Below are 20625 nucleotides of genomic sequence, written 5' to 3' on the forward strand. Positions count from 1 at the left end.
GTTCATAAGACAATAAAAAGCTAAATAGTACGAAGAAATTCATGCTAACGCTGTTCGTCTAAACAAGTTATATCGCACTCTCTTTACCCACTTGTTTTTAATGATTTTGTAAAGCAGCTGGAATAGGGTCGACCTCCATATTCTTTCTCGAAAACCAACGAAAGAAAATGCGCCCGATCAAAATGCCGTAAACGATTTCCTGTATAAACTTCATAATAATACCACCAAGTTGTTGATCATCCAATATACTTAATGGCGAGAACATTTCCGGTCCTGACAGTGTCGTTTGCAGACCGCTCAGAACATCACCTGGAACACATAAACTTAACGCCTGTAACCAAGCTCCCTCTGAAGTATAAGCGGAATAAGCCGGATTACTAGCAAAGATAAGCAGTGCACAAGCAATCGTAATAATTGCTGCACTCGCAACTAAATAACCAATTTTAAGCAACGGATTTAATGTGTCTAGCCTTTTAATAGGAGCCATAATCGGCCACCACATTATAAATGCGAGAACGATTAATACGATGGATATTGAACTATGAGCAAGTTGGGATGTTTTAGAAAAGTCAAACACAACAGGAATATGGTATATAGAGAACAAACCATTAAATAATAACAGTGCAATTAATGGCTTTGATAAGAGGCTAAAAATTGGTTTAACCCATTTAGTATTGACAACCTTTTCCCAAATCCATACTGGCACTCCTTTATATATGAAGATTGGAAATATAAAATAAAATACAGCCATCTGAATCATGTGTGCACTTAACATTATATGAGAAAGTAAATCAACCGGTGACCCTTTCACCGCATAGAGTAAAATAAGTCCAACGTAGAAATTAACATGCTGCTTTGTTGTCGGTTTTTCATTATCGCCAAACTTTTTTCTAAACGTTCCAGTTATTAAATGGTACAGAACTGCAAGGCTAATGATAAACAAAAGGAAATACGGACTCCACAGTGCCCGAAATCCGAATATTTGTAACTCAAGCCACATGATACTTCACCTCAGTATAAACATTATACTTCTATTATAACTTAGTTTAAGAGCTTACACACATTGGTTCTGTGACAATACAACAACATTTTATCATGTTCGACTATCATGGGCTGTTCCATCGGTTAGACTCTAAGCCTAGCTATGGTAAACAGAGAAGTGTTGATTTTTTTGTAGGTCTATAATGTGGATCTTACCAAGTACCAGTTTTACTCTATCTTTCTGGTGTCCTTATTGTTTTTAGAATAGAAAAAGACCAGGAAAACATTGTTCCCCGATCTTCTTCCTTAACCTATTACCACCATGAGATAGCAACTAATCCGGCCAGTGTTAAAAATGCTGCCCAAACACCGCCATAAATTAACGTGGCAGGCATTTCATGTCCTTTCTCTTTCATATGCATGAAATAATAAAACTGAAATGCAACTTGAACTAAAGCCATAAGCAATAGAATTGGTACGATAAACATCTTGTTAATCCCAGATGCTACAGCCGCAAACGCAATGATCGTAAATATAATCATTAAAACAAAAGAAATAACATGACGTTTCATTTCTTCTTTATTTTTTTGTTTGCGAAAATGTTCAGCTTGATTGGTGTTGGTGTTCTCGGACATTAATTAACCCACCTTTCCCATTAAATATACAACTGTAAATACAAATACCCAAATGACATCAATAAAGTGCCAGTACAAGCTAAATGTATTAAATTTCGGAGCGTTGTATAAGCTCAAGCCTCGCTTGGCATTACGAACCATTAGTGTAATCAGCCAACAGATACCAAATGTAACGTGGCCTCCGTGAAAGCCGACCAATGCATAAAATGCAGAACCGAAAGCAGATGAGCGAAAAGTAAATCCATATTCGGATATATAATGAGCAAACTCATATACTTCTCCAACTAGAAAACCAATTCCAAGCAGTGCAGTAATTCCTAGCCACAACTGCATCTGCTTAAAATTATTATTCCGCATATGGTACATTGCATACACACTTGTTAACGAACTCGTTAATAGCAGGATAGTCATGACAAACACAAGTTCCAGTCCGAATATTTCCTGTGAAGTTGGTCCACCTGCTGTAGAGTCTTTCAATGCTAAATACGTACCAAACAAACAAGCGAAAAGTACAACTTCACCGCCAAGGAAAAACCAAAGTCCCATAAACTTGTTTTTTCCTTCCATTGTAGCCTTTTCAGGTTCATGAGGCATTACTTTAGGATATAAGGTATGCTCACTCATATTAGTCTGCCTCCCGTTCGTCAATTGCTTTTTGAAGTTCTTCTTTAGGGATATGATAACCATGATCATCTTTCAGAGACCTTACAACCATACATCCAAGTGCAAAGGCCATTCCGCCATATAGAGCAAGATACCATAAGGCATGATCAACTTGGTAAATAAACCCGAAACCGGCAATAAAGAAGCCGAACGCCATTAGAAACGGCAAGATTGATCCATTTGGCATATGAACATCGTCTAAAGGTTCACCAGGTAATATCTTCCCTTTACCTTCCATTTTTTCAATCCATAGTGGATCGAGTCCGCGAACTAAAGGTAATTGTTCAAAGTTATAAAACGGTGGTGGTGAAGATATTGTCCACTCTAATGTTCTTCCATCCCACGGATCTGCTGGGGCTTTAGCGCCTTTGTACGCTGTATGAATAATATTGTAAAGAAACACAATCACACCTGCAGACATAAAGAATGCCCCGATTGTACTAATCATGTTTCCTAAATCTAATCCTTGATCTTCAAGGAATACCCAATAGCGACGTGGCATACCCATTAAACCTAAGAAGTGCTGAATAAAGAAGGTTAAATGGAAGCCAATAAAGAATAACCAAAAAGTAATTTTACCCATAGTTTCATTCAGAATTCGACCAAACATTTTCGGCCACCAGTAGTGCAGTCCACAGAAAATTCCAAAGATCGTTCCACCAACGATAACGTAGTGGAAATGAGCTACAACGAAATACGTGTCATGGTACTGATAGTCGGCAACAGATGAACCAAGCATAACCCCGGTCATTCCACCAATTGTAAATGTTGGAATAAAACCAAGTGCCCAAAGCATTGCCGAATTAATTGAAACTTGACCGCCCCACATCGTTGCGAGCCAGTTAAAGATCTTAATTCCTGTAGGTACCGCAATTGCCATTGTACCAACCGCGAATATAGAGTTAGCTACAGGTCCCAGACCAACGGTAAACATATGATGCGCCCACACCATGAAACCTAAAAACGCGATTAGCATCGTAGCAAACACCATTGCTGTGTAACCAAATAGTCTTTTCTTTGAAAAAGTGGAAAAGACATCACTAAACAGTCCAAATAAAGGCAAAATCAAAATATATACTTCCGGATGCCCAAAAATCCAGAATAAATGCTGATAAATAATTGTGTTCCCACCTAAAGCGACATCAAAGAATGCTGTACCGAACATACGGTCAAACATTAAAAGGAACAAGTTAATCGTAAGTGCCGGAAAAGCAAATAGGATTAATACACTAGTGATGAATGTTGCCCATGCAAACAAAGGCATACGCATGTATGTCATTCCAGGAGCACGCATAGTAACTATGGTAGCAATAAAGTTGATACCACCCATTAGTGTACCTGCCCCGGCTATTTGCAGTCCTGCAATATAAAAGTCTACTCCATGTCCAGGTGAATTCATTGCAAGTGATGCATATGATGTCCAACCGGCATCAGGTGCGCCACCTAATAGAAAACTCAAGTTCAACAAAAGTCCACCAAACATAAATAACCATAAACCAAGCGAGTTTAAAAATGGAAACGCGACATCACGAGCACCTATTTGCAGTGGCATGGCGGCGTTCATAAGCCCAATTAATATCGGCATCCCTGCCAGAAATATCATTGTTGTACCATGCATTGTGATCATCTCATTGTAAAATCCAGCACTAACAAAGTCGTTTTCCGGGACCATTAGCTGAATACGTATTACAACTGCTTCCAAACCGCCAAGGATAAAGAAAAATCCTCCGCCAAGTAGATACAATATGCCGATTTTTTTGTGGTCGACTGTCGTTAAATAATCCCACAATACGGCACCGAAGCTTCTTTTACCAGCTGCTACGTTCACAAATTATACCTCCTTAATATAATACTTATCATCTTCTTACTTTATTTCTCAGCCGTTTCCGTATTTACTTCGGAAGGCTTCAATTGCATTAAATATTCCGCGATTTTATCCGCTTCATCTCTTGAAACCTCAGGATACATTCCTGTCATTTTATTCCCAGGTTTAATCGATTCCGGATCCACGATCCAATCAACTAAGTTGTCTTTAGTCGGAAGTAAAATTCCGGCAAAACGGGAACGATCTCCAAAGCTAGCTAAGTTAGGTCCAACTGGTACAGATCCTGCTGCATAGCTTTGCATGTCCGTAGCGTGACAACTTAAACAGTTCTTCTCTTCAAATAATTCTTGTCCTTCTTTTGCAACGGCATCCAGTTCCATTTCCTCAGAATTGGAGTTTTTCATATCTGATGCCCACTGATCAAATTCTTCTTGACTTACAACTACAACTTTAAAGTCCATCAATGAGTGAGATGGCCCACATAGTTCCGCACATTTACCATAATAAACCCCTTCTTCATGTGCTTCTAGATACATTGTGTTCACGTTTTCCGGGTTAACGTCTAGCTTACCTGATAAACTTGGAACCCAGAATGAATGTAGTACATCCGAAGCTAGTAAGTGCACGTATACTTTCTCATTAACCGGAATATACATATCTTGACTTGTAGCTATTTCTTCATTTTCATAATCAAAATGCCACCAATATTGTGCTCCACTTACATTAATATTAATGTGGTCTGCTGCATCTGAATCATCAGCTAAGTGGAATGTGGCAAATACAGTAGGGACTGCCATGATAATAACAAGTATGATCGGTATAATTGTCCATACCGTTTCAAGCGTTTTATTACCCTCCACCTGTTTTGGTATAAAATCTTTGTCGCCTTTCTTTTTACGAAAGCGCAATAGTACAATGACGTAAACAATCATTACCGCTATAAACACAAATGTCATTACTACTGTCGTTAAAATAATTAAATACATGGATTGATCAGCACCATAACCTTTTGGCACAAGTGCTGTTAAATTGTCTTTACCACAACCTGACAATATAAGTGCCAGCGAGCCCATTAACAATAAAGCTCTTAATTTTCCCATCCAACCTTTCATGTATGCATACCTCTCTTTCTCATTGTTTCTCCTTATATATTTTGGTTAGTTAAGGGTTATTTAACTAAAAGGGGACTCCATTGTAACTAAAATCATCAATAAAAACATAATAACTAAGTAGTTCAGAGAATAAACAAAAATCATATTGGCCCACTTCAGGTTATCTTTCATAAAAAAACCGCTAAAGCCCATGAGCAACCAACCTACATTCAAAGTAGATGCAATAACGATAAATGTTGCACCAAACTCCCCCAAAAAAAATGGTAATGGAAGAAGGCAAGCAATATAAACCACTATTTGACGCATTGTAAATTCAAAACCATGTACAACAGGAAGCATTGGGATACCTGCCGCTTTATACTCGTGATTCTTTTTCATCGCCAAAGCGAGAAAATGGGGTGTTTGCCAAATGAACATAATGAGAAACAAGGTGATTGGTACGATATGAAGCAAATCGGGACTGACAGCTGCCCACCCGATAATAGGAGGCACTGCACCGGAAATACAACCGATTTCCGTATTCAATGTATACCTTCGTTTAGACCAAACGGTGTACAGTACCACGTATGTAAACCAGCCGATGAAAGCTACAACTGCAGCAGCGACTGTCGTAAACAACAGCATCGTGAATCCAAGCAAGGTTGATACAATTCCTATTAATAAAACGGAGTGCATTGACATCTTGCCTGTCACAGTCGGTCTTTCCCTTGTCCTCTTCATCATTGGATCGATATCAACATCATACCAGTTATTTAGAACACTTGCACCAATTAACACAAGCGAACTACCACCAAGTGTCAATATAAATAATCCGAAATTTGATAAAAAAGGTGTATTTGTAAAGTAAAGAGCCAACCAATAACCAGTAAAAATAGTAATTAAATTTGAATTAACAATACCTGTTTTAAACAATGATTTTATATCTTTTAAAGTTATTCTTTGTTCTTTAGGTACAGAGGCTTTATTCGGTATCGGTGTCAGTTCTGTGTTGCTCAATCATATACCCCCCTTCAAACCCCTAAATAAAAAGAATATAAAAAGATTATATGCCCCTTATCATGTTACGAAATAATCTAATTATACCTTGCAGTATCGGATTTTCCCAATTAAAACCTATCATGGAATTGTATTTAATTGTTTGTACTACATTAATGTACGATTATAACTATAATACGATAATGCAATATTGTACAGATGTAGTTACCTCACAAAAAATAATCAATTACATTACATAATTTGGCTTATTGCCGTTCTTTATGGCAAAAACCGTAAATTTCTTATACAGCTTGATCGTTTAATCTTTTCAAGTCTGCTAAGTAATATAAAAGATTATTTTAACGTGAAAATGCGATTGAAGCAGTTTCCCCTATAACTATTTCTAGCAAATATTATATAGGATTGCAAGGATTTTTCACTTTGTCTTTGGTAAAGCAATAAAATGTGAAAGGTATGTAACAAATTTGTGACACTTTTGTATATTAACGGGTTTTATCTGTATATCAAGTGAAAAAAAAGTATATTTAATTTATGATTATAGATGTGGATATTTCTCATATACTTTAATTTTTCTTAATTTTATTATCGTATAATTGTATAGGTTAATATCTTTAGAATTCTGCACTTGAATTATTTACACTTTATAAGGAAATATTTCAAGACACCGCTACCTTCTCAAAAATTGAAGAAGCACGATTAAGTATAAACACATTTGCAAACATAAAGCGAGGCTATATAATGATTAGAACTTTAAAGTGGCTGTCTGTTGTTTCCACTATAGGCATGTTATTTATTTTATTGGGTGGTGCCCTTGTTACAAAAACGGGGTCAGGTGCCGGATGTGGAGACAGCTGGCCGCTATGTAACGGACAACTTATCCCTTCTGTTATAACACCCGAACTTGTTATCGAATACAGTCATCGACTTGTTTCAAGTACGATGGGGGTTACCATTTTGGCATTAGCTGTATTGTCATGGAAGTTTATAGGACACATCAGAGAAGTTAAATTTTTATCTTTTTTGTCTGTCTTTTTTCTTGTACTGCAAGGACTGATTGGGGCAGCTGCCGTCATATGGGGACAATCTGATTTTGTACTAGCGTCCCATTTTGGGATCTCATTGATATCATTTGCTGCAGTTTTTCTATTAATGTTGCTTATTTTTGAAGTGGATCAAAAATTCGATGCGAAAGCACTGTATATACAAAAAAAGCACCGCGTCGAAATTTATTTATTAACTTTATATACGATCGTAGTTGTCTATACGGGGGCACTTGTGCGTCACGCAAACGCCAATCTAGTTTGTGCCGACTGGCCATTTTGCGATAATGGGTCCGCATTTAATTTCAGCTCCTACTCAATGGAACAATGGATCCAGATGGGGCATCGCGTTATTGCTGGCTTATTATTCATATGGACGCTTATATTTTTTATAAAAATGATGAAACATTATAGACACAGTCGCATTATGCTTTGGGGATGGACAATTACTTTACTGCTCATTATTTCGCAGGTCGTTTTCGGAGCCTTCATCATATTCACGTTATTAAATCTTGGCGTTGCATTGATGCATGCACTAGTCATTACTTGTTTTTTCGGTATGCTTAGTTATTTCATCCTACTTTCTTCCAGAAGCGCTAAATCTGAAAAAGAGCGTTAAAATTGAAATTCTAGTTTAATTACATGCAAACAAAGAACTGCACCCTATCAATGCTTTAAAAATTGAGAGGTGCAGTTTTCTTATTAGCATGTACTACATTAATTTGTATGATGTTTTTTCCAAAGTGTCCATGGATATTGATTCGGGAGTTGGCTTTCAATTTTGATCGTTTCATCTTTTGTCGGATGCTTGAACTCTAAAGTAGCGGCCCTAAGTGCAATTGACTGTCCAATCCGATTTCCTTCTCCGTATTTATGATCACCGATAATCGGACAGCCTATCGCTGCTAATTGTACTCGTATTTGGTGCGGGCGTCCGGTTTGTAATTGGATTTTTAATAAACTAAATGATTCCGTCTCACCAATTATTTCATACTCAAGCAACGCTTTTTTTGCTTTTTTATTAGAAGGTGAAACAACGGCGACTTTATTATTACGATGATTTTTAAATAAATAATGCTCTAAACTTCCACTAATGTTCCGTGGCTTTCCTTTTACAGCAGCAATATATGTGCGATAAAAAACTTGCCTTCGTATCATATCCGATAGACGTGAAGCAGCTTTTGACGTTTTGGCAAACACCATTACCCCGCTAACTGGACGATCAAGCCGATGTACAAGTCCAAGATAGACATTCCCCGGCTTTTTATAACGTATTTTTATATCTTTTTTCAACAATGAAAGTAAATCATCATCTCCACTTCGATCCTCTTGGACAGGTATGTTAATAGGTTTATCTACAATTAACAAATGATTATCTTCATATAGAATAGGTATTTTCATTCAACTAAGGCCTCCACTTTTTACTTTATCTGCAAGAAAAATTAATAAGGTTTTTCTAATTTTCCAATTAAGTGCACGGTAAAAGGATTAATTGAAATTTTTATAAGTAATTTTACCTTAAAAAGTACACGTAAAATGATTATAGGCAGCAGCTAGCTTCTCGGCCAACTGCTACCTATAATACGTTAGTTATTCAAATTCGACGAGTAAGTCGCTTACACCAATTGCTGATCCTTCTTTTACATAAACTTTTTTAATAACTCCTTTAAACGGTGCTTGCACGGTTGTTTCCATTTTCATTGCTTCCGTGATGAGCAAGAAATCTCCTTTATCAACCTTTTCCCCTTCACCTGTTATAACCTTAATGACAGTACCCGGCATAGTTGCACCAATATGTTTAACATTCGACTCATCGACTTTTGGAATCGAAACAACCTGGGATTCGATTGATTGATCCTTAATAATAATTTCACGAGACTGGCCATTTAATTCAAAATAAATGACACGCGTACCATCAGACCTTGCCTCTGAAACCGATACGAGCCTTATAAATAATGTCTTTCCTTGCTCAATCTCCACCTCAATTTCTTCGCCTAGTCTCATTCCGTAAAAGAACGTCGGTGTGTCAAGTACAGAAACATCAGCATATGTTTCACAAAACGAATTAAAGTCTTTGAACACTTCAGGATATAGTGCATAAGCAATTACTTCAAATTCGTTCGCTTCATGCCCGAGAATCTCTTTTAATTCACTCTTTAGTTGACTGAAATCAATCGGATCAAGCAATTCTCCCGGTCGAACTTTTATAGCTTCTTTCCCTTTTAGGATGATTTTCTGAAGTTTTTCTGGAAATCCTTGATATGGTTGTCCAATATATCCTTGAAAAAATTCAATTACAGAAGCCGGAAAATCAATGGACTCTCCCCGTTCATAGATGTCTTTTTCTGTTAAATTATTTTGCACCATAAACAGCGCCATATCTCCAACAATTTTTGAAGAAGGGGTTACTTTCACGATGTCACCGAACATGTCATTAACAGTACGAAACATCGTTTTTACTTCATTCCATCGTTCTCCTAATCCAACTCCTTTAGCCTGTTGCTGTAAATTACTGTATTGACCGCCGGGCATTTCGTGGTAGTATACTTCAGTATGCGGTGCTTTCATCCCGCTTTCAAATGCTTCATAATACTCACGTACGCCTTCCCAATATTGTGAAATTTGTTCGTACGCTTGAACATTTATTTTCGGTTGGCGTTTACTTCCTTCCAAAGCGTATGCTAATGATTGAGCACTTGGCTGTGATGTAGATCCTGCCATTGGTCCTGCTGCAGTATCAACAACATCCACTCCTGCATCGATGGCGCGGGAATACATATGAATCCCATTCCCACTCGTATCATGTGTGTGCAAATGGATTGGTAAATCCACTTTGTCTTTAAGAGTGGTTACTAACTGGTATGCTGCTTCTGGCTTAAGTAACCCAGCCATATCTTTTATCCCTAAAATATGGGCACCTGATTGTTCCAATTCTTTTGCTAAATTAGCATAATAAGTTAGGTTGTATTTCGTTTGACGTGAATCCAATACATCGCTCGTATAACAAATGGATGCTTCGGCAATTTTATTATTGTCTCTTACTGCCTCGATAGCAGGAACCATTCCCTCCAGCCAATTTAGACTGTCAAAAATGCGAAATACATCAATTCCTTCTGTGGCACTCTTCTTTACAAATTCATGGATAACATTATCCGGATAATTTTTATACCCTACTGCATTACTGGCACGGAGCAGCATTTGAAATAACACGTTTGGCATTTTACCCCGTAATTTGGATAAGCGCTCCCAAGGATCCTCTTTCAAGAACCGATAGGCAACATCAAATGTTGCGCCTCCCCACATTTCCACGGAAAACAACTCAGGGAGCAATCGTGCCGTTGGTTCGGCTATTTGAAGCAAGTCTTTCGTCCGTACACGGGTCGCTAATAAAGATTGGTGTGCGTCCCGGAAAGTGGTGTCAGTTAGCAACACTTCTTTTTGATCTTTTAACCAGCTTGCCAAACCTTCAGGACCAGATGTTTCAAGTATTTGTTTCGTGCCTGACTGTATTTTTTCATCTACTGCAATGCTCGGTATTTCTAGATCTGGAAAGAAAGGCTTTTTCTTTTTTGTCGTACCCGGAAACCCATTAACAGTCGTTTCTCCTATGTATGTTAATAGTTTTGTGCCACGATCCTTCCGTTTTGGAAAATCAAATAGCTCAGGCGAATCATCAATAAAACTTGTATTGTATTGACCTGTTAAAAACTTTTCATGCTCAATAACATTTCTTAAAAATGGAATGTTTGTTTTAATTCCGCGAATACGGAATTCTTTAAGATTTCTGACCATTTTTTGCGCAGCTTGTTCAAACGTCAATGCCCATGTTGAAACTTTAACGAGCAAGGAATCGTAATATGGAGATATGACCGAACCTTGAAAGCCATTACCAGCATCAAGTCTTACACCAAATCCGCCTCCCGAACGATAAACCATAATTCGTCCAGTGTCCGGCATAAAATCATTCAACGGATCTTCTGTCGTTACCCGGGACTGAATCGCATATCCGGTAATTGCAATGTCTTTTTGTTTTGGAACACCAATGTCAGTACCGTGCAGTTGTTTACCTTCTGCTACTTTAAGTTGGGTTTGGACGATATCTACTCCGGTAACCATTTCTGTAATCGTATGCTCCACTTGAACTCGAGGATTCACTTCGATAAAGTAAAAATCATCATTCGTTACTAAAAACTCGACCGTTCCGGCGTTTACATAACTTATATTTTCCATTAATTTAATGGCTGCATCACAAATTTTTTCTCGTAAATTGTCTGATAGAGATATACTTGGTGCGATTTCGACCACCTTTTGATGCCTTCGCTGTACAGAGCAATCCCGTTCATAAAGGTGTACAATGTTGCCAAAATGATCTCCAATAATCTGTACTTCAATATGTTTTGGATTATCAATGAATTTTTCAGCGTATACTTCATCATTGCCAAAAGCAGATTTCGCTTCTGATTTCGCACGGTCATAAGCATCTTGCAACTCTGTCTCTTTATTGACGATTCGCATACCGCGACCGCCGCCCCCAAGCGATGCCTTTATAATAATGGGGTATCCATGTTGTTTTCCAAAAGCACGAACCTCTTCCAGTGATGATACTGGACCATCTGTTCCAGGTATAATTGGAAGTCCTGCATTAATTGCTTGCATGCGCGCTTTTACTTTATCGCCAAACATGTTTAAATGCTCACTTGTCGGTCCGATAAAAATAATACCTTCTTCTTCACACCGTTTTGCAAACTCAATATTTTCCGATAAAAAACCGTACCCAGGATGAATCGCATCTACATTCACATTTTTGGCAAGCCTAATGATAGCTTCTATATCTAAGTAAGCATCAATTGGATTTTTCCCCTCACCAATTAAGTAAGATTCATCTGCTTTGTAGCGATGTAGTGCTCCTGAATCTTCCTTGGAATAGACGGCAACTGTACGTTTATTTAATTCTGTACAAGCCCTGAAAATCCGGATAGCTATTTCTCCTCGGTTAGCTACTAAAACCTTTTCAATCTTTTTTGAATCATTTACCATTTTCGCTCTCTCCTATTCATAAATACATTCCTTTCTCCAACATGTTCGGACTGAACACGTACTGGCTCTCTTTCTCTTTTTTTCACTTGCTTAGCTATATTATTTAAAATGCCCATCGAGAGCATTAAAACTAACAAGGATGAACCTCCATAACTGACAAAAGGGAGCGGAACACCGGTAATCGGCAATATACCGCTAATCGAACCAAGGTTTATAAAGGCTTGTATTCCGACCATTGAAGAAATACCAATCGCAAGCAACGCCCCAAAACTGTCCTCGCATTTCCGTGCAATAAAAATACCTCGTACCACAATTGTTACAAGGAGTCCAATAACGATAACAACTCCGATAAAACCTAATTCTTCAGCAATAATAGCCATAATAAAATCAGTATGAGCTCCCCATAAATAGCCCAATTTTTGAACGCTTTGTCCAAGACCTTCACCTGTCAATCCACCTACACCAATGGCCAAATAAGATTGAATTAAATGATATCCATCTGAATCAGGTGTTGCAAAAGGCTGATACGCCCCGGTAAAACGAGCTATTCTCACATCTGTGACCATATTCGGAATCGTTACCGCAAGTAGAACAACGCCAATACCAACTAATAAAAATAAATGTTTAAACTTGATCCCGGAACTGAATATAATTGAACTCGCAATTAAAAAAATAATCGCAGATGTTCCAATATCCGGTTGGGCCATAATTAACGCAAGAATAACCACCATAATGATCAAGGGCGGTAATACACCACGATAAAATTCATTTATGTATGCTTGTTTTTTTGAATAAACAGAAGCCAAATAAAATATCAATCCTAGTTTCACGAATTCTGATGGCTGCACGCTAAAAAACGGCAATACAAACCACGATTTGGAATTGTTTATTGTTTCTCCGAATATGAGTACTCCTACTAACAATCCAAGACAAATAAAAATGATGTGCTGAATATACTTTTGATATTTTTGATAGGGAACCATACTAAAAAAAATAAACCCAATCAATCCGATAATAAACCATCGCAGTTGCCTGAATAAATAATGTGTACTATCTAGTCCGTCCACTACCGCTGTTACCATGCTTGCACTATAAACCATTACAACTCCAAAAGAGGCTAAAAGCAAAGGTGTAATCAACAATGTAAAATCGTAATGCTTTAAAAACCGTATCATCTAACTTCCCCTCAGCATCTGTAAAATAATTTAGCTTTATTAAATTGGTTTCTTATTTGTATTTGACATACTATTTCGAATTATTGATGCATTCGTATAACATAAATCACGCCTGTGCAGGAAAATTATTTAAAAACATGACTATACCACGAGTCGTCAATGGTGAAAAAGACCGTAAGTACAGAACGCTCTCGTACTGGAATTGTCATAATGATTTTGGTAATCGAGCATTTACGCACAACCCCAATCACTACGGTGGGACGAGTGTTTAAGCGCTATCCAGAATGTGGTGATTTTAGCCAATGACCGCGGTTTGTAGGTTTGTAAGTAGTTACAAATAAAAAACCTTGCCATTCTTCATGCCGGCAAAGTTTTAGCGCGTGGTCACACGAATCAAGCATACACGCATTGCTGGATTATAAAGACTTTTGCGCTGCTTCATGTAATATATTTAGCTTACGCTCCAGATTTTCAAGTAATTTTTTACCTTCCGTTTCACTAATCAAGTCTAGACGGACAGCAAAATCAATCTCTCTTGAAAGACCGAACATTTGTGTATCTAATACTTCTTCATATAATGGGCACTGTGGCATCATTAAATTTTCCATCTGGACTTCAATCAGCCGCAATATTTTATCCGCATCAGCCTTAAGAAGGGCATAGGCTTTTTCCCGATGAGTCGTCATCACCTCAGATATCAAATATATCCCCCTCTCACGAAAAACCTATCTATCGTCAAAATGACGTGCAATCCATTGAATGCTCTCTTTCACTGCTTCTTTAATATTATCGTTATAAAGGGCAAATTGCAAATAATAATTATTTCTTTGCGTAAATTAATTTTATATCGTGAAAAAGCGGGCGAACTCTGATATTCTGAATAAAGATCTATTAAAAAAGGGTGATAAAATGATTGTACCAATTTCGGGAAATGTATCCTATCCCATTACACTCGATCCTACCGTATGGATTTTTGATGATAGAAAAATCATGTTAAAAGATGCTTTTTCAAAAGATAGCAATTCAACGGAAAAGGAAGATGAGCTGGAAAAAGCAGCTATAAGATGGGATCAAGAAATATATCAACATGTTAAACCACCAGTAAACAAAAGCATTTCCAAATTCGAACGTGAAAAAATATTAGTAAATACATATGTCATGCCCATTCATGACTTCATTGAACATGCGGAAGTAAAGCCGGATGCCAAAAGAGCCGTCCTACATAATAAAGATGGGGAAGTAGCTATTCCTCTTAAAGATTTAAAAGCTGGATATTTACTTTTCTCTGTTGAAGGTAAACCAATTAAAAAAGATGGCCCCACTCATTTTTATTATCAAGATGGTTCCAATAGTAATAATCCTATCAAGGGAGTCTATAAAATTACGATTGAGTAACACAATCCACACAAGTAAACAGTATAAGTTTTTATGCTTGATTAGCCACCCAAATTAAGAACCATTGCAAATATGCAATGGTTCTTTTGTATAATTTGGCGCATTTAATCCAAAATACCATTAAAAGAAGTAAAGTTCTGCTCATGTATTTTTAGGAGGAGTGCCAAATGTATGTACGACTGAGCTTTTTCATTTTTATTAGTCTTTTCATGATTGTAGGATGTCAGCAGGAACAAGATAACAATACACTTCCGGAACAAAATAAAGAAGATCGCTTTATTAAAGTTAAGAACTCCAATCCTGAGGATAATAATGATCTCGATAATGAACAAATTGCCATACATTTATCAGAGGTTGCCAGTGATGTTCCATATGTTCGAGATGCTGCGGCAGTAGTCGCTGGTCCATATGCCGTCGTAGGAATCGATGTTGATGCAGATATTGACCGCCAGCGTGTAGGTACAATTAAGTTTTCCGTTACAGAAGCTCTACAGGATGACCCTTACGGAAAAACAGCAGTAGTAATAGCGGATGGAGACATAATGACAAGACTTCAGGGGATGGGTGACAAAATCCAGCAAGGCTACCCGGTTCGAGGTGTTATAGATGAACTCGCTGCTATCATTGGAAGATATATGCCTGATTTACCGATAAACGACAAGTTACCCGAAGAATCCGATGAAAATAAAAAGAATATGTCCGATGAAGAAGAAGATCAGCTTGAAGATATTCAAGAAGAGCAGTCTGGGGAACATTAAACAATGCCTCGCTTAATTTTTACAAACTGGGCAATTAAGCTGTAACAGTCTTTTTTGCACACAAAAACAGCAACGATATCTATGTTGCTGTTTTTGTCAAATTTATTTTGTAATATGTGTTCCTGTCTGTTTATGCATCGCTTCTTTTAAGCTTTCCGGATTTGTAATAATAACGTTCGTCCCATTATGTTCTAAGAAGTTTAAGCTTGCTTTTATTTTAGGCAACATGCTACCATCCGGAAATTGTCCATCTTGCATATGTTTTCTTGCTTCATCTGCAGTAATCTGTTTTAACGCTTTTTGATTTACCTTCCCAAAATTAATATACACTTGTGGAACACCTGTTGTAATGATTAATGTTTCAGCATGAATCTGCTCAGCGAGAAGGCTCGTAGCAAAATCTTTATCGATAACCGCATCAACACCAGCATACGTGCTATCTTCCGTTTTTATGACCGGGATACCCCCGCCCCCGGCAGCGATAACGACATAACCGGAATCGATTAACGATTTGATGGCGTCTTTTTCCACAATATTTGTGGGAGTCGGTGACGGAACAACCCGACGATAACCCCGGCCTGAATCCTCAATAACTGTCCATTCCGGATGTTTTTTCAAAAGTTCGGATGTTTGCTCTTCCGTATAAAAAGAGCCTATCGGTTTACTTGGGTGTTTAAATTTTGGATCGTCCGGATTCACTTCCACTTGTGTAATCATACTTGCTACTTTTTTCGTAATTCCTCTTTTAATGAACTCATTTCCTAATGCCTGTTGAATTTGATACCCAATACCACCCTGCGTATCTGCTACACAATTCACAAGAGGTACATTTGCCATGCCTTTTACTTCATTGGCTATTTCGGAACGTCGCAATCCAAAACCTACTTGCGGACCATTTCCATGGGTGACAACTACTTCATAGCCTTCTTCAACCATATCCGCGACTTGGATAACCGTTTCACACACTTTCTCATATTGATCTTGAACGGATTGATGGTTGTTATCTTTTACTAATGCATTCCCGCCGATTGCTACAATAACCAATTTTCTCATTTTGTACCTCCCTCTTTTACACCAGTTCAATTGCTCAGTTAATCACAACAAATTACCTTTTTAAATCGGAGATAATTGTTTCAATTATACGGCAATCACTAATCTATCATTTTATATTTTAAAACAAAATAAATCCACAATAAAGGTTTTTTTATGATTTTTTTTAAAAACATTGAATTAAAAAAAGTACACAATATAAATATGTGTACTTTAAATCTGTATTATCATGATGAGATAATTATTTCAATTTTTTGTGGAGATCTTTTGCCTCTTTCGCTTCATTGTAATATTGAACACCGAATTGAGAGCCTTCGGATACCATTTTTGCATTCTCCAACTGAGCATGATCTTCACTTTCAATTTGATCTGGTTTTCCCGCCTGCTCCAGTGTTGAGCGTTTATTATTATTTTTCCGTTTATTTTTAAGCCATAATCCAGCGGCAACAGATACTGCCCCGATAGATGCGATATGACGTTTCTTCATTGTAAGTGAACACCCTTTCTCCTTTTTATTTTATAATACCCATTAAGCAAGAAATGAAACGTAAATATGTACTACTTCTATAATTAATTGTATTATGTTAACATAAAAATACAGTTTTCTTTATGTTAGGGTGAAACAAATGCATGTAAAATGTGTAATATGCGATAAAATAGAAGACATTAATGACGATTGTTTACAAGCAAAACGATTACGTAATCGACGGCTGCATATGTATCTATGCGCCCCTTGCAAAGGGCGAATAGCTGAAAAAACTAAGAAGCGGCATGCTACCGGTAACTTCCGACTTTATAAAGAAAATAAACAGAAAAAAGACTTGATTTAGTTTTAATGGACAGACTGTAAAGCGGAATTTACCCGTGCGCATGGCTTACACATGTTCCATTTATATTTCTTTCTTATAACAAAGAAAAACCTAATTAAGGAGTACAATTATTAGAGGAAAATATTTTTAATTATTAGAAGTGCAAATCGCTCAGCGGTTCGCACTCTTATTTTATAGTTTCAACAGCACAATTTTTTATAATAATTAATTATTTACGTTAAAAAAATGCTTAGATTTTAACCTAAGCATTTTTCTTTATAGCTGAAACTATTAAGCCATTTGATGAAAGCGCCTTTTTTATTTATTTCTTTTTCGCTGTTGATATAGACGGAAGCGGTAAATCCCAAGCACAATAGATATAAGGATTAACGTTTCCGTAATAGGAAATTGCAGTAGGCTGAATACGGTTAATATATAATTTCCAAGGGCCAATAAAATATAGACTATTACCGTCTTAATAATTGGCAATTTCCGGGCAAATCCAAGTTCATAAGCGATAATTGCCAAAATTAAATTCATCAAATAAAAGATCCAAAAAATGTTATTCGTTCCATAGTTCGAGACGATCCATTCAAAAATTATGTTAAAATTAGTACCCATTTATAGCCTCCATCATCCAAATCCTATTTAAATTCTTCTATTATCCACCACCCTATCATACTAAATCTTTTAACTGCACGCTAGTTATTCTGTTTTGTATATGTGGTTTAAATAATATATACTATTCATTGGAAGAAATAAGAGGTGACTAATGTTGACTAAAATAAATATCCCAATGCTGTTATTGGCTATGTTAGTAATTTCCATGTTTGCTTTTGCAGGTTTTGCAATTGCATTTCGCAATATTTGGCTTGTCCTATTATTTTTATTTCTCGGTTTTGCATTCATGGGATACGGCTTAGTCTTGAAACGAAAAAAGTGACTTCATCTTTAAGTCACTTTTTCCCTGGCAATAAATAATCATTTATAATTTTATGATGAATAATCGAATTACCAGTGAATACAGAGTTTCTTTTAAGTAAATTAATAGTATTCCCTTCAATATCCGTTGTAACTCCACCCACCTCACCAACAATAATGAGTCCTGCTGCTACATCCCAAGGCTCGAGCCTCATTGTAATATACCCATCGATGATCCCTTCCGCAACATAAGCAAATTCGAGCGCAGCAGAACCGTATGTTCGTGTACCTCTCACTTTTTTTGCGAGTTGTTGCATAATATTTTCATCCATTAACCGATTTTTACATAGCCAATTATGGTTTAATGCGAGGATCGACTCTTCTAATATTAAATTATCCGTCAGTTCCGGAAGCTTTTCGTCGTTTTTAAAAGCACCTCTATTACGAGTCGCACTGTACAACACATCTTCCATAACATTATATATCAATCCGACTTCACCAATCCCATCCTTGTATATGCCGATAGAGATAGCAAAGTTTCTTTTTTGATGAACAAAGTTCATCGTTCCATCAATCGGATCAATAATCCAAACCGTCCCATCCAGTGAAGTAACATGATCTCCGTACCCCTCTTCTCCAATTATAAGATGGTCCGTAAACTCTTCTTTAATCCGTTTTGCAAAAAATTGTTCCGTTTCTTTATCTAAATCCGTTACTAAATCTTTCGGTCCCGATTTAATATCAATGATCAATCCATCATTCATTTTATTTCTTATCGTATCTCCAGCTTCTAATATCCATGATTTTGCCTTGTTATATATATACTCCATCGTACTCTGCTCCATATCCCAGCGCCTCCCTTTATAAATTGTAGCAAAATTAACGAGGTTCGTCATTGTTTATAAAATCGCTGCACAAAAAAACAGCTTTCATATGTATTGATTAAACGAAATAAATACATATGGAAGCTGTTAATATTAAGATTCATTTTCTATTTTTAATAGTTGGGAGCGTAATTGACCCAGTCGTTCTTTCGATTTAATCATTTTCACCGTATCTGCTGTCTGAATAGCTTCGAAAAGTGTAGCCAGTTCATAGTCAATTTCCAATCGAATGACCGGCAATCGTTCTTGATCTTCCTTACGCCTGAGTGCCTCCATCACATATTTCATCGGATTCACACCTTTAAATGAATTTTTATATATATATATGAAGCAATTAATATTATGTTCAAGAATCATCCTGTTCGTATATTCTAATATTCCCCAACTCATAAGAAAATTAAACATAAAAAATATGAAGAAGTTGATTTGTTTAAAACTTGACTAAAAAATTATATTAATGATAGCTTTAAAGTGTAAATACATGACATTAAGATATAAAACAATCAACTGAAAAAGTGGTGAATACAATGGATTTTAAAGGCTTTTCTAAAAATGATTTTGAAACATTTGAAATAGATGGGCTTGAACAAAGAATGGAGGCTATTCAACAACGAATACAACCGAAGTTCAAAATAATCGGAGACCAACTCTCTCCATACTTATCTGATAAACTGAATCAGGATATGTATCTACATATCGCTCGTCATGCTCGGAGAACGAAGAATGCACCTGAGGATACTTGGGCTGCTTTTAGCCATCAAAAACGAGGGTATAAAAAACATCCTCACTTTCAAGTTGGCTTATGGAATGATCGTGTATTTATTTGGCTGGCATTCATTTACGAATTACCAAATAAAAGTGAAATTGCCAATGTTTTTATTGAACATGAGCAAGAACTTGCTAATATGATTCCAACTGATTTTTTCATTTCGATGGACCATATGAAAAAGGGTGCGAAAGAAATGGATGAATCTGTTCTCTCAGAGGCTTTGACACGTTTTAAAACCGTTAAAAAATCGGAATTGCTCATTGGCAAACAATATCCTTCTGATCATCCATTACTTCAGGATGGTCTTGCCTTCATAAATGAAGCGAAGTCTATTTATGAACGTTTAATGCCAGTTTATCAGCTTGCTTTTAAGCTGAATTAGACTTGCGAAATCCAATTGACTATTTTTACGTGTAGTAGTTGTGACGGTGACATAATTTTGAATTGTGATTCCTTACCGCTCCGAAAATACATTTCGCTTTCACCCGCAGGGAACAAGTGCGACATCCGCTCATGCATTCGCATTCACGGTGTCTTCTTTGCTGCGGGAAAGCGAGACAGCTGAGACCTTGCAT

21 protein-coding genes are annotated in these 20625 nt (G+C 36.9%); 6 read left to right on the plus strand and 15 right to left on the minus strand.

Translation table 11 applies throughout. From position 1 onward, the window contains the following. Positions 1–97 precede the first annotated feature (97 nt). The 6 genes from ctaG to cyoE form a co-directional block, all read right to left on the minus strand. Positions 98–1000 (minus strand): cytochrome c oxidase assembly factor CtaG, encoded by a 903-nt coding sequence (gene ctaG / locus ACLIBG_RS02095; RefSeq protein ID WP_439311051.1) that lies wholly within the window; start codon positions 998–1000, stop codon positions 98–100. A 295-nt stretch (positions 1001–1295) separates the two neighbouring features. After that, entirely contained in the window at positions 1296–1616 is a 321-nt protein-coding gene (gene ctaF / locus ACLIBG_RS02100) for a cytochrome c oxidase subunit IVB (RefSeq protein WP_439311052.1), read from the minus strand. A gap of 3 nt (positions 1617–1619) precedes the next feature. Then, entirely contained in the window at positions 1620–2240 is a 621-nt protein-coding gene (locus tag ACLIBG_RS02105) for a cytochrome (ubi)quinol oxidase subunit III (protein ID WP_439311053.1), read from the minus strand. Position 2241: 1 nt separating this feature from the next. Continuing rightward, positions 2242–4107 (minus strand): cytochrome c oxidase subunit I, encoded by a 1866-nt coding sequence (gene ctaD / locus ACLIBG_RS02110; RefSeq protein ID WP_439311054.1) that lies wholly within the window; start codon positions 4105–4107, stop codon positions 2242–2244. A gap of 41 nt (positions 4108–4148) precedes the next feature. After that, a complete protein-coding gene (gene coxB / locus ACLIBG_RS02115) occupies positions 4149–5216 on the minus strand; it encodes a cytochrome c oxidase subunit II (protein ID WP_439311055.1) in 1068 nt (355 codons plus the stop codon). 60 nt (positions 5217–5276) lie between these two features. Beyond that, positions 5277–6212: a heme o synthase gene (gene cyoE, locus ACLIBG_RS02120; protein ID WP_439311056.1), complete on the minus strand. Its 936-nt coding sequence runs from the start codon at positions 6210–6212 to the stop codon at positions 5277–5279. A gap of 738 nt (positions 6213–6950) precedes the next feature. Between cyoE and ACLIBG_RS02125 the strand changes: the two genes are divergently transcribed. After that, positions 6951–7871, plus strand: coding sequence for a COX15/CtaA family protein (locus ACLIBG_RS02125; protein WP_439311057.1), 921 nt, complete (start codon positions 6951–6953; stop codon positions 7869–7871). Between the two features lie 98 nt (positions 7872–7969). On the opposite strand, the gene ACLIBG_RS02130 is transcribed toward ACLIBG_RS02125, so the two are convergent. The 4 genes from ACLIBG_RS02130 to ACLIBG_RS02145 all read right to left on the minus strand — a co-directional run bounded on the left by ACLIBG_RS02130 (position 7970) and on the right by ACLIBG_RS02145 (position 14150). Next, positions 7970–8653, minus strand: coding sequence for an RluA family pseudouridine synthase (locus tag ACLIBG_RS02130; RefSeq protein ID WP_439311058.1), 684 nt, complete (start codon positions 8651–8653; stop codon positions 7970–7972). Between the two features lie 189 nt (positions 8654–8842). Then, entirely contained in the window at positions 8843–12289 is a 3447-nt protein-coding gene (gene pyc, locus ACLIBG_RS02135; protein ID WP_439311059.1) for a pyruvate carboxylase, read from the minus strand. Next, a complete protein-coding gene (gene ftsW / locus ACLIBG_RS02140) occupies positions 12283–13464 on the minus strand; it encodes a putative lipid II flippase FtsW (protein WP_439311060.1) in 1182 nt (393 codons plus the stop codon). The genes pyc and ftsW overlap by 7 nt, the downstream gene beginning before the upstream one ends. A gap of 416 nt (positions 13465–13880) precedes the next feature. Then, entirely contained in the window at positions 13881–14150 is a 270-nt protein-coding gene (locus ACLIBG_RS02145) for a DUF1507 family protein (protein WP_439311080.1), read from the minus strand. Positions 14151–14373: 223 nt separating this feature from the next. Here ACLIBG_RS02145 and ACLIBG_RS02150 point away from each other — a divergent pair, with 223 nt between their 5' ends. After that, a complete protein-coding gene (locus ACLIBG_RS02150; RefSeq protein ID WP_439311061.1) occupies positions 14374–14859 on the plus strand; it encodes a hypothetical protein in 486 nt (161 codons plus the stop codon). Between the two features lie 167 nt (positions 14860–15026). After that, positions 15027–15617, plus strand: a complete 591-nt coding sequence (locus ACLIBG_RS02155; RefSeq protein WP_439311062.1) for a YhcN/YlaJ family sporulation lipoprotein — start codon at positions 15027–15029, stop codon at positions 15615–15617. A 102-nt stretch (positions 15618–15719) separates the two neighbouring features. Here ACLIBG_RS02155 and arcC read toward each other — a convergent pair whose 3' ends face one another. Both arcC and ACLIBG_RS02165 read right to left on the minus strand, forming a co-directional pair. Continuing rightward, a complete protein-coding gene (gene arcC, locus ACLIBG_RS02160) occupies positions 15720–16670 on the minus strand; it encodes a carbamate kinase (protein ID WP_439311063.1) in 951 nt (316 codons plus the stop codon). A gap of 238 nt (positions 16671–16908) precedes the next feature. Continuing rightward, a complete protein-coding gene (locus ACLIBG_RS02165; protein ID WP_439311064.1) occupies positions 16909–17154 on the minus strand; it encodes a hypothetical protein in 246 nt (81 codons plus the stop codon). Positions 17155–17293: 139 nt separating this feature from the next. On the opposite strand from ACLIBG_RS02165, the gene ACLIBG_RS02170 reads away from it, so the two are divergent. Further along, positions 17294–17497: a YlaI family protein gene (locus ACLIBG_RS02170; protein WP_439311065.1), complete on the plus strand. Its 204-nt coding sequence runs from the start codon at positions 17294–17296 to the stop codon at positions 17495–17497. Positions 17498–17794: 297 nt separating this feature from the next. Here ACLIBG_RS02170 and ACLIBG_RS02175 read toward each other — a convergent pair whose 3' ends face one another. Continuing rightward, positions 17795–18097, minus strand: coding sequence for a YlaH-like family protein (locus ACLIBG_RS02175; protein WP_439311066.1), 303 nt, complete (start codon positions 18095–18097; stop codon positions 17795–17797). A 151-nt stretch (positions 18098–18248) separates the two neighbouring features. Here ACLIBG_RS02175 and ACLIBG_RS02180 point away from each other — a divergent pair, with 151 nt between their 5' ends. Further along, on the plus strand, positions 18249–18419 hold the full coding sequence (locus ACLIBG_RS02180) for a DUF5325 family protein (RefSeq protein ID WP_439311067.1): 171 nt from the start codon (positions 18249–18251) through the stop codon (positions 18417–18419). Between the two features lie 13 nt (positions 18420–18432). Here ACLIBG_RS02180 and ACLIBG_RS02185 read toward each other — a convergent pair whose 3' ends face one another. Then, a complete protein-coding gene (locus tag ACLIBG_RS02185) occupies positions 18433–19242 on the minus strand; it encodes an inositol monophosphatase family protein (RefSeq protein ID WP_439311068.1) in 810 nt (269 codons plus the stop codon). Between the two features lie 132 nt (positions 19243–19374). Then, positions 19375–19569 carry a hypothetical protein gene (locus ACLIBG_RS02190; protein WP_439311069.1) on the minus strand — a complete coding sequence of 65 codons (195 nt, stop codon included), beginning with the start codon at positions 19567–19569 and terminating at the stop codon, positions 19375–19377. A gap of 239 nt (positions 19570–19808) precedes the next feature. Between ACLIBG_RS02190 and ACLIBG_RS02195 the strand changes: the two genes are divergently transcribed. Then, positions 19809–20432, plus strand: a complete 624-nt coding sequence (locus tag ACLIBG_RS02195; RefSeq protein WP_439311070.1) for a YktB family protein — start codon at positions 19809–19811, stop codon at positions 20430–20432. Positions 20433–20625: the final 193 nt, after the last annotated feature.

Source organism: Virgibacillus sp. W0181 (assembly GCF_051846915.1).
Lineage (GTDB): Bacteria > Bacillota > Bacilli > Bacillales > Amphibacillaceae > JBPYCR01.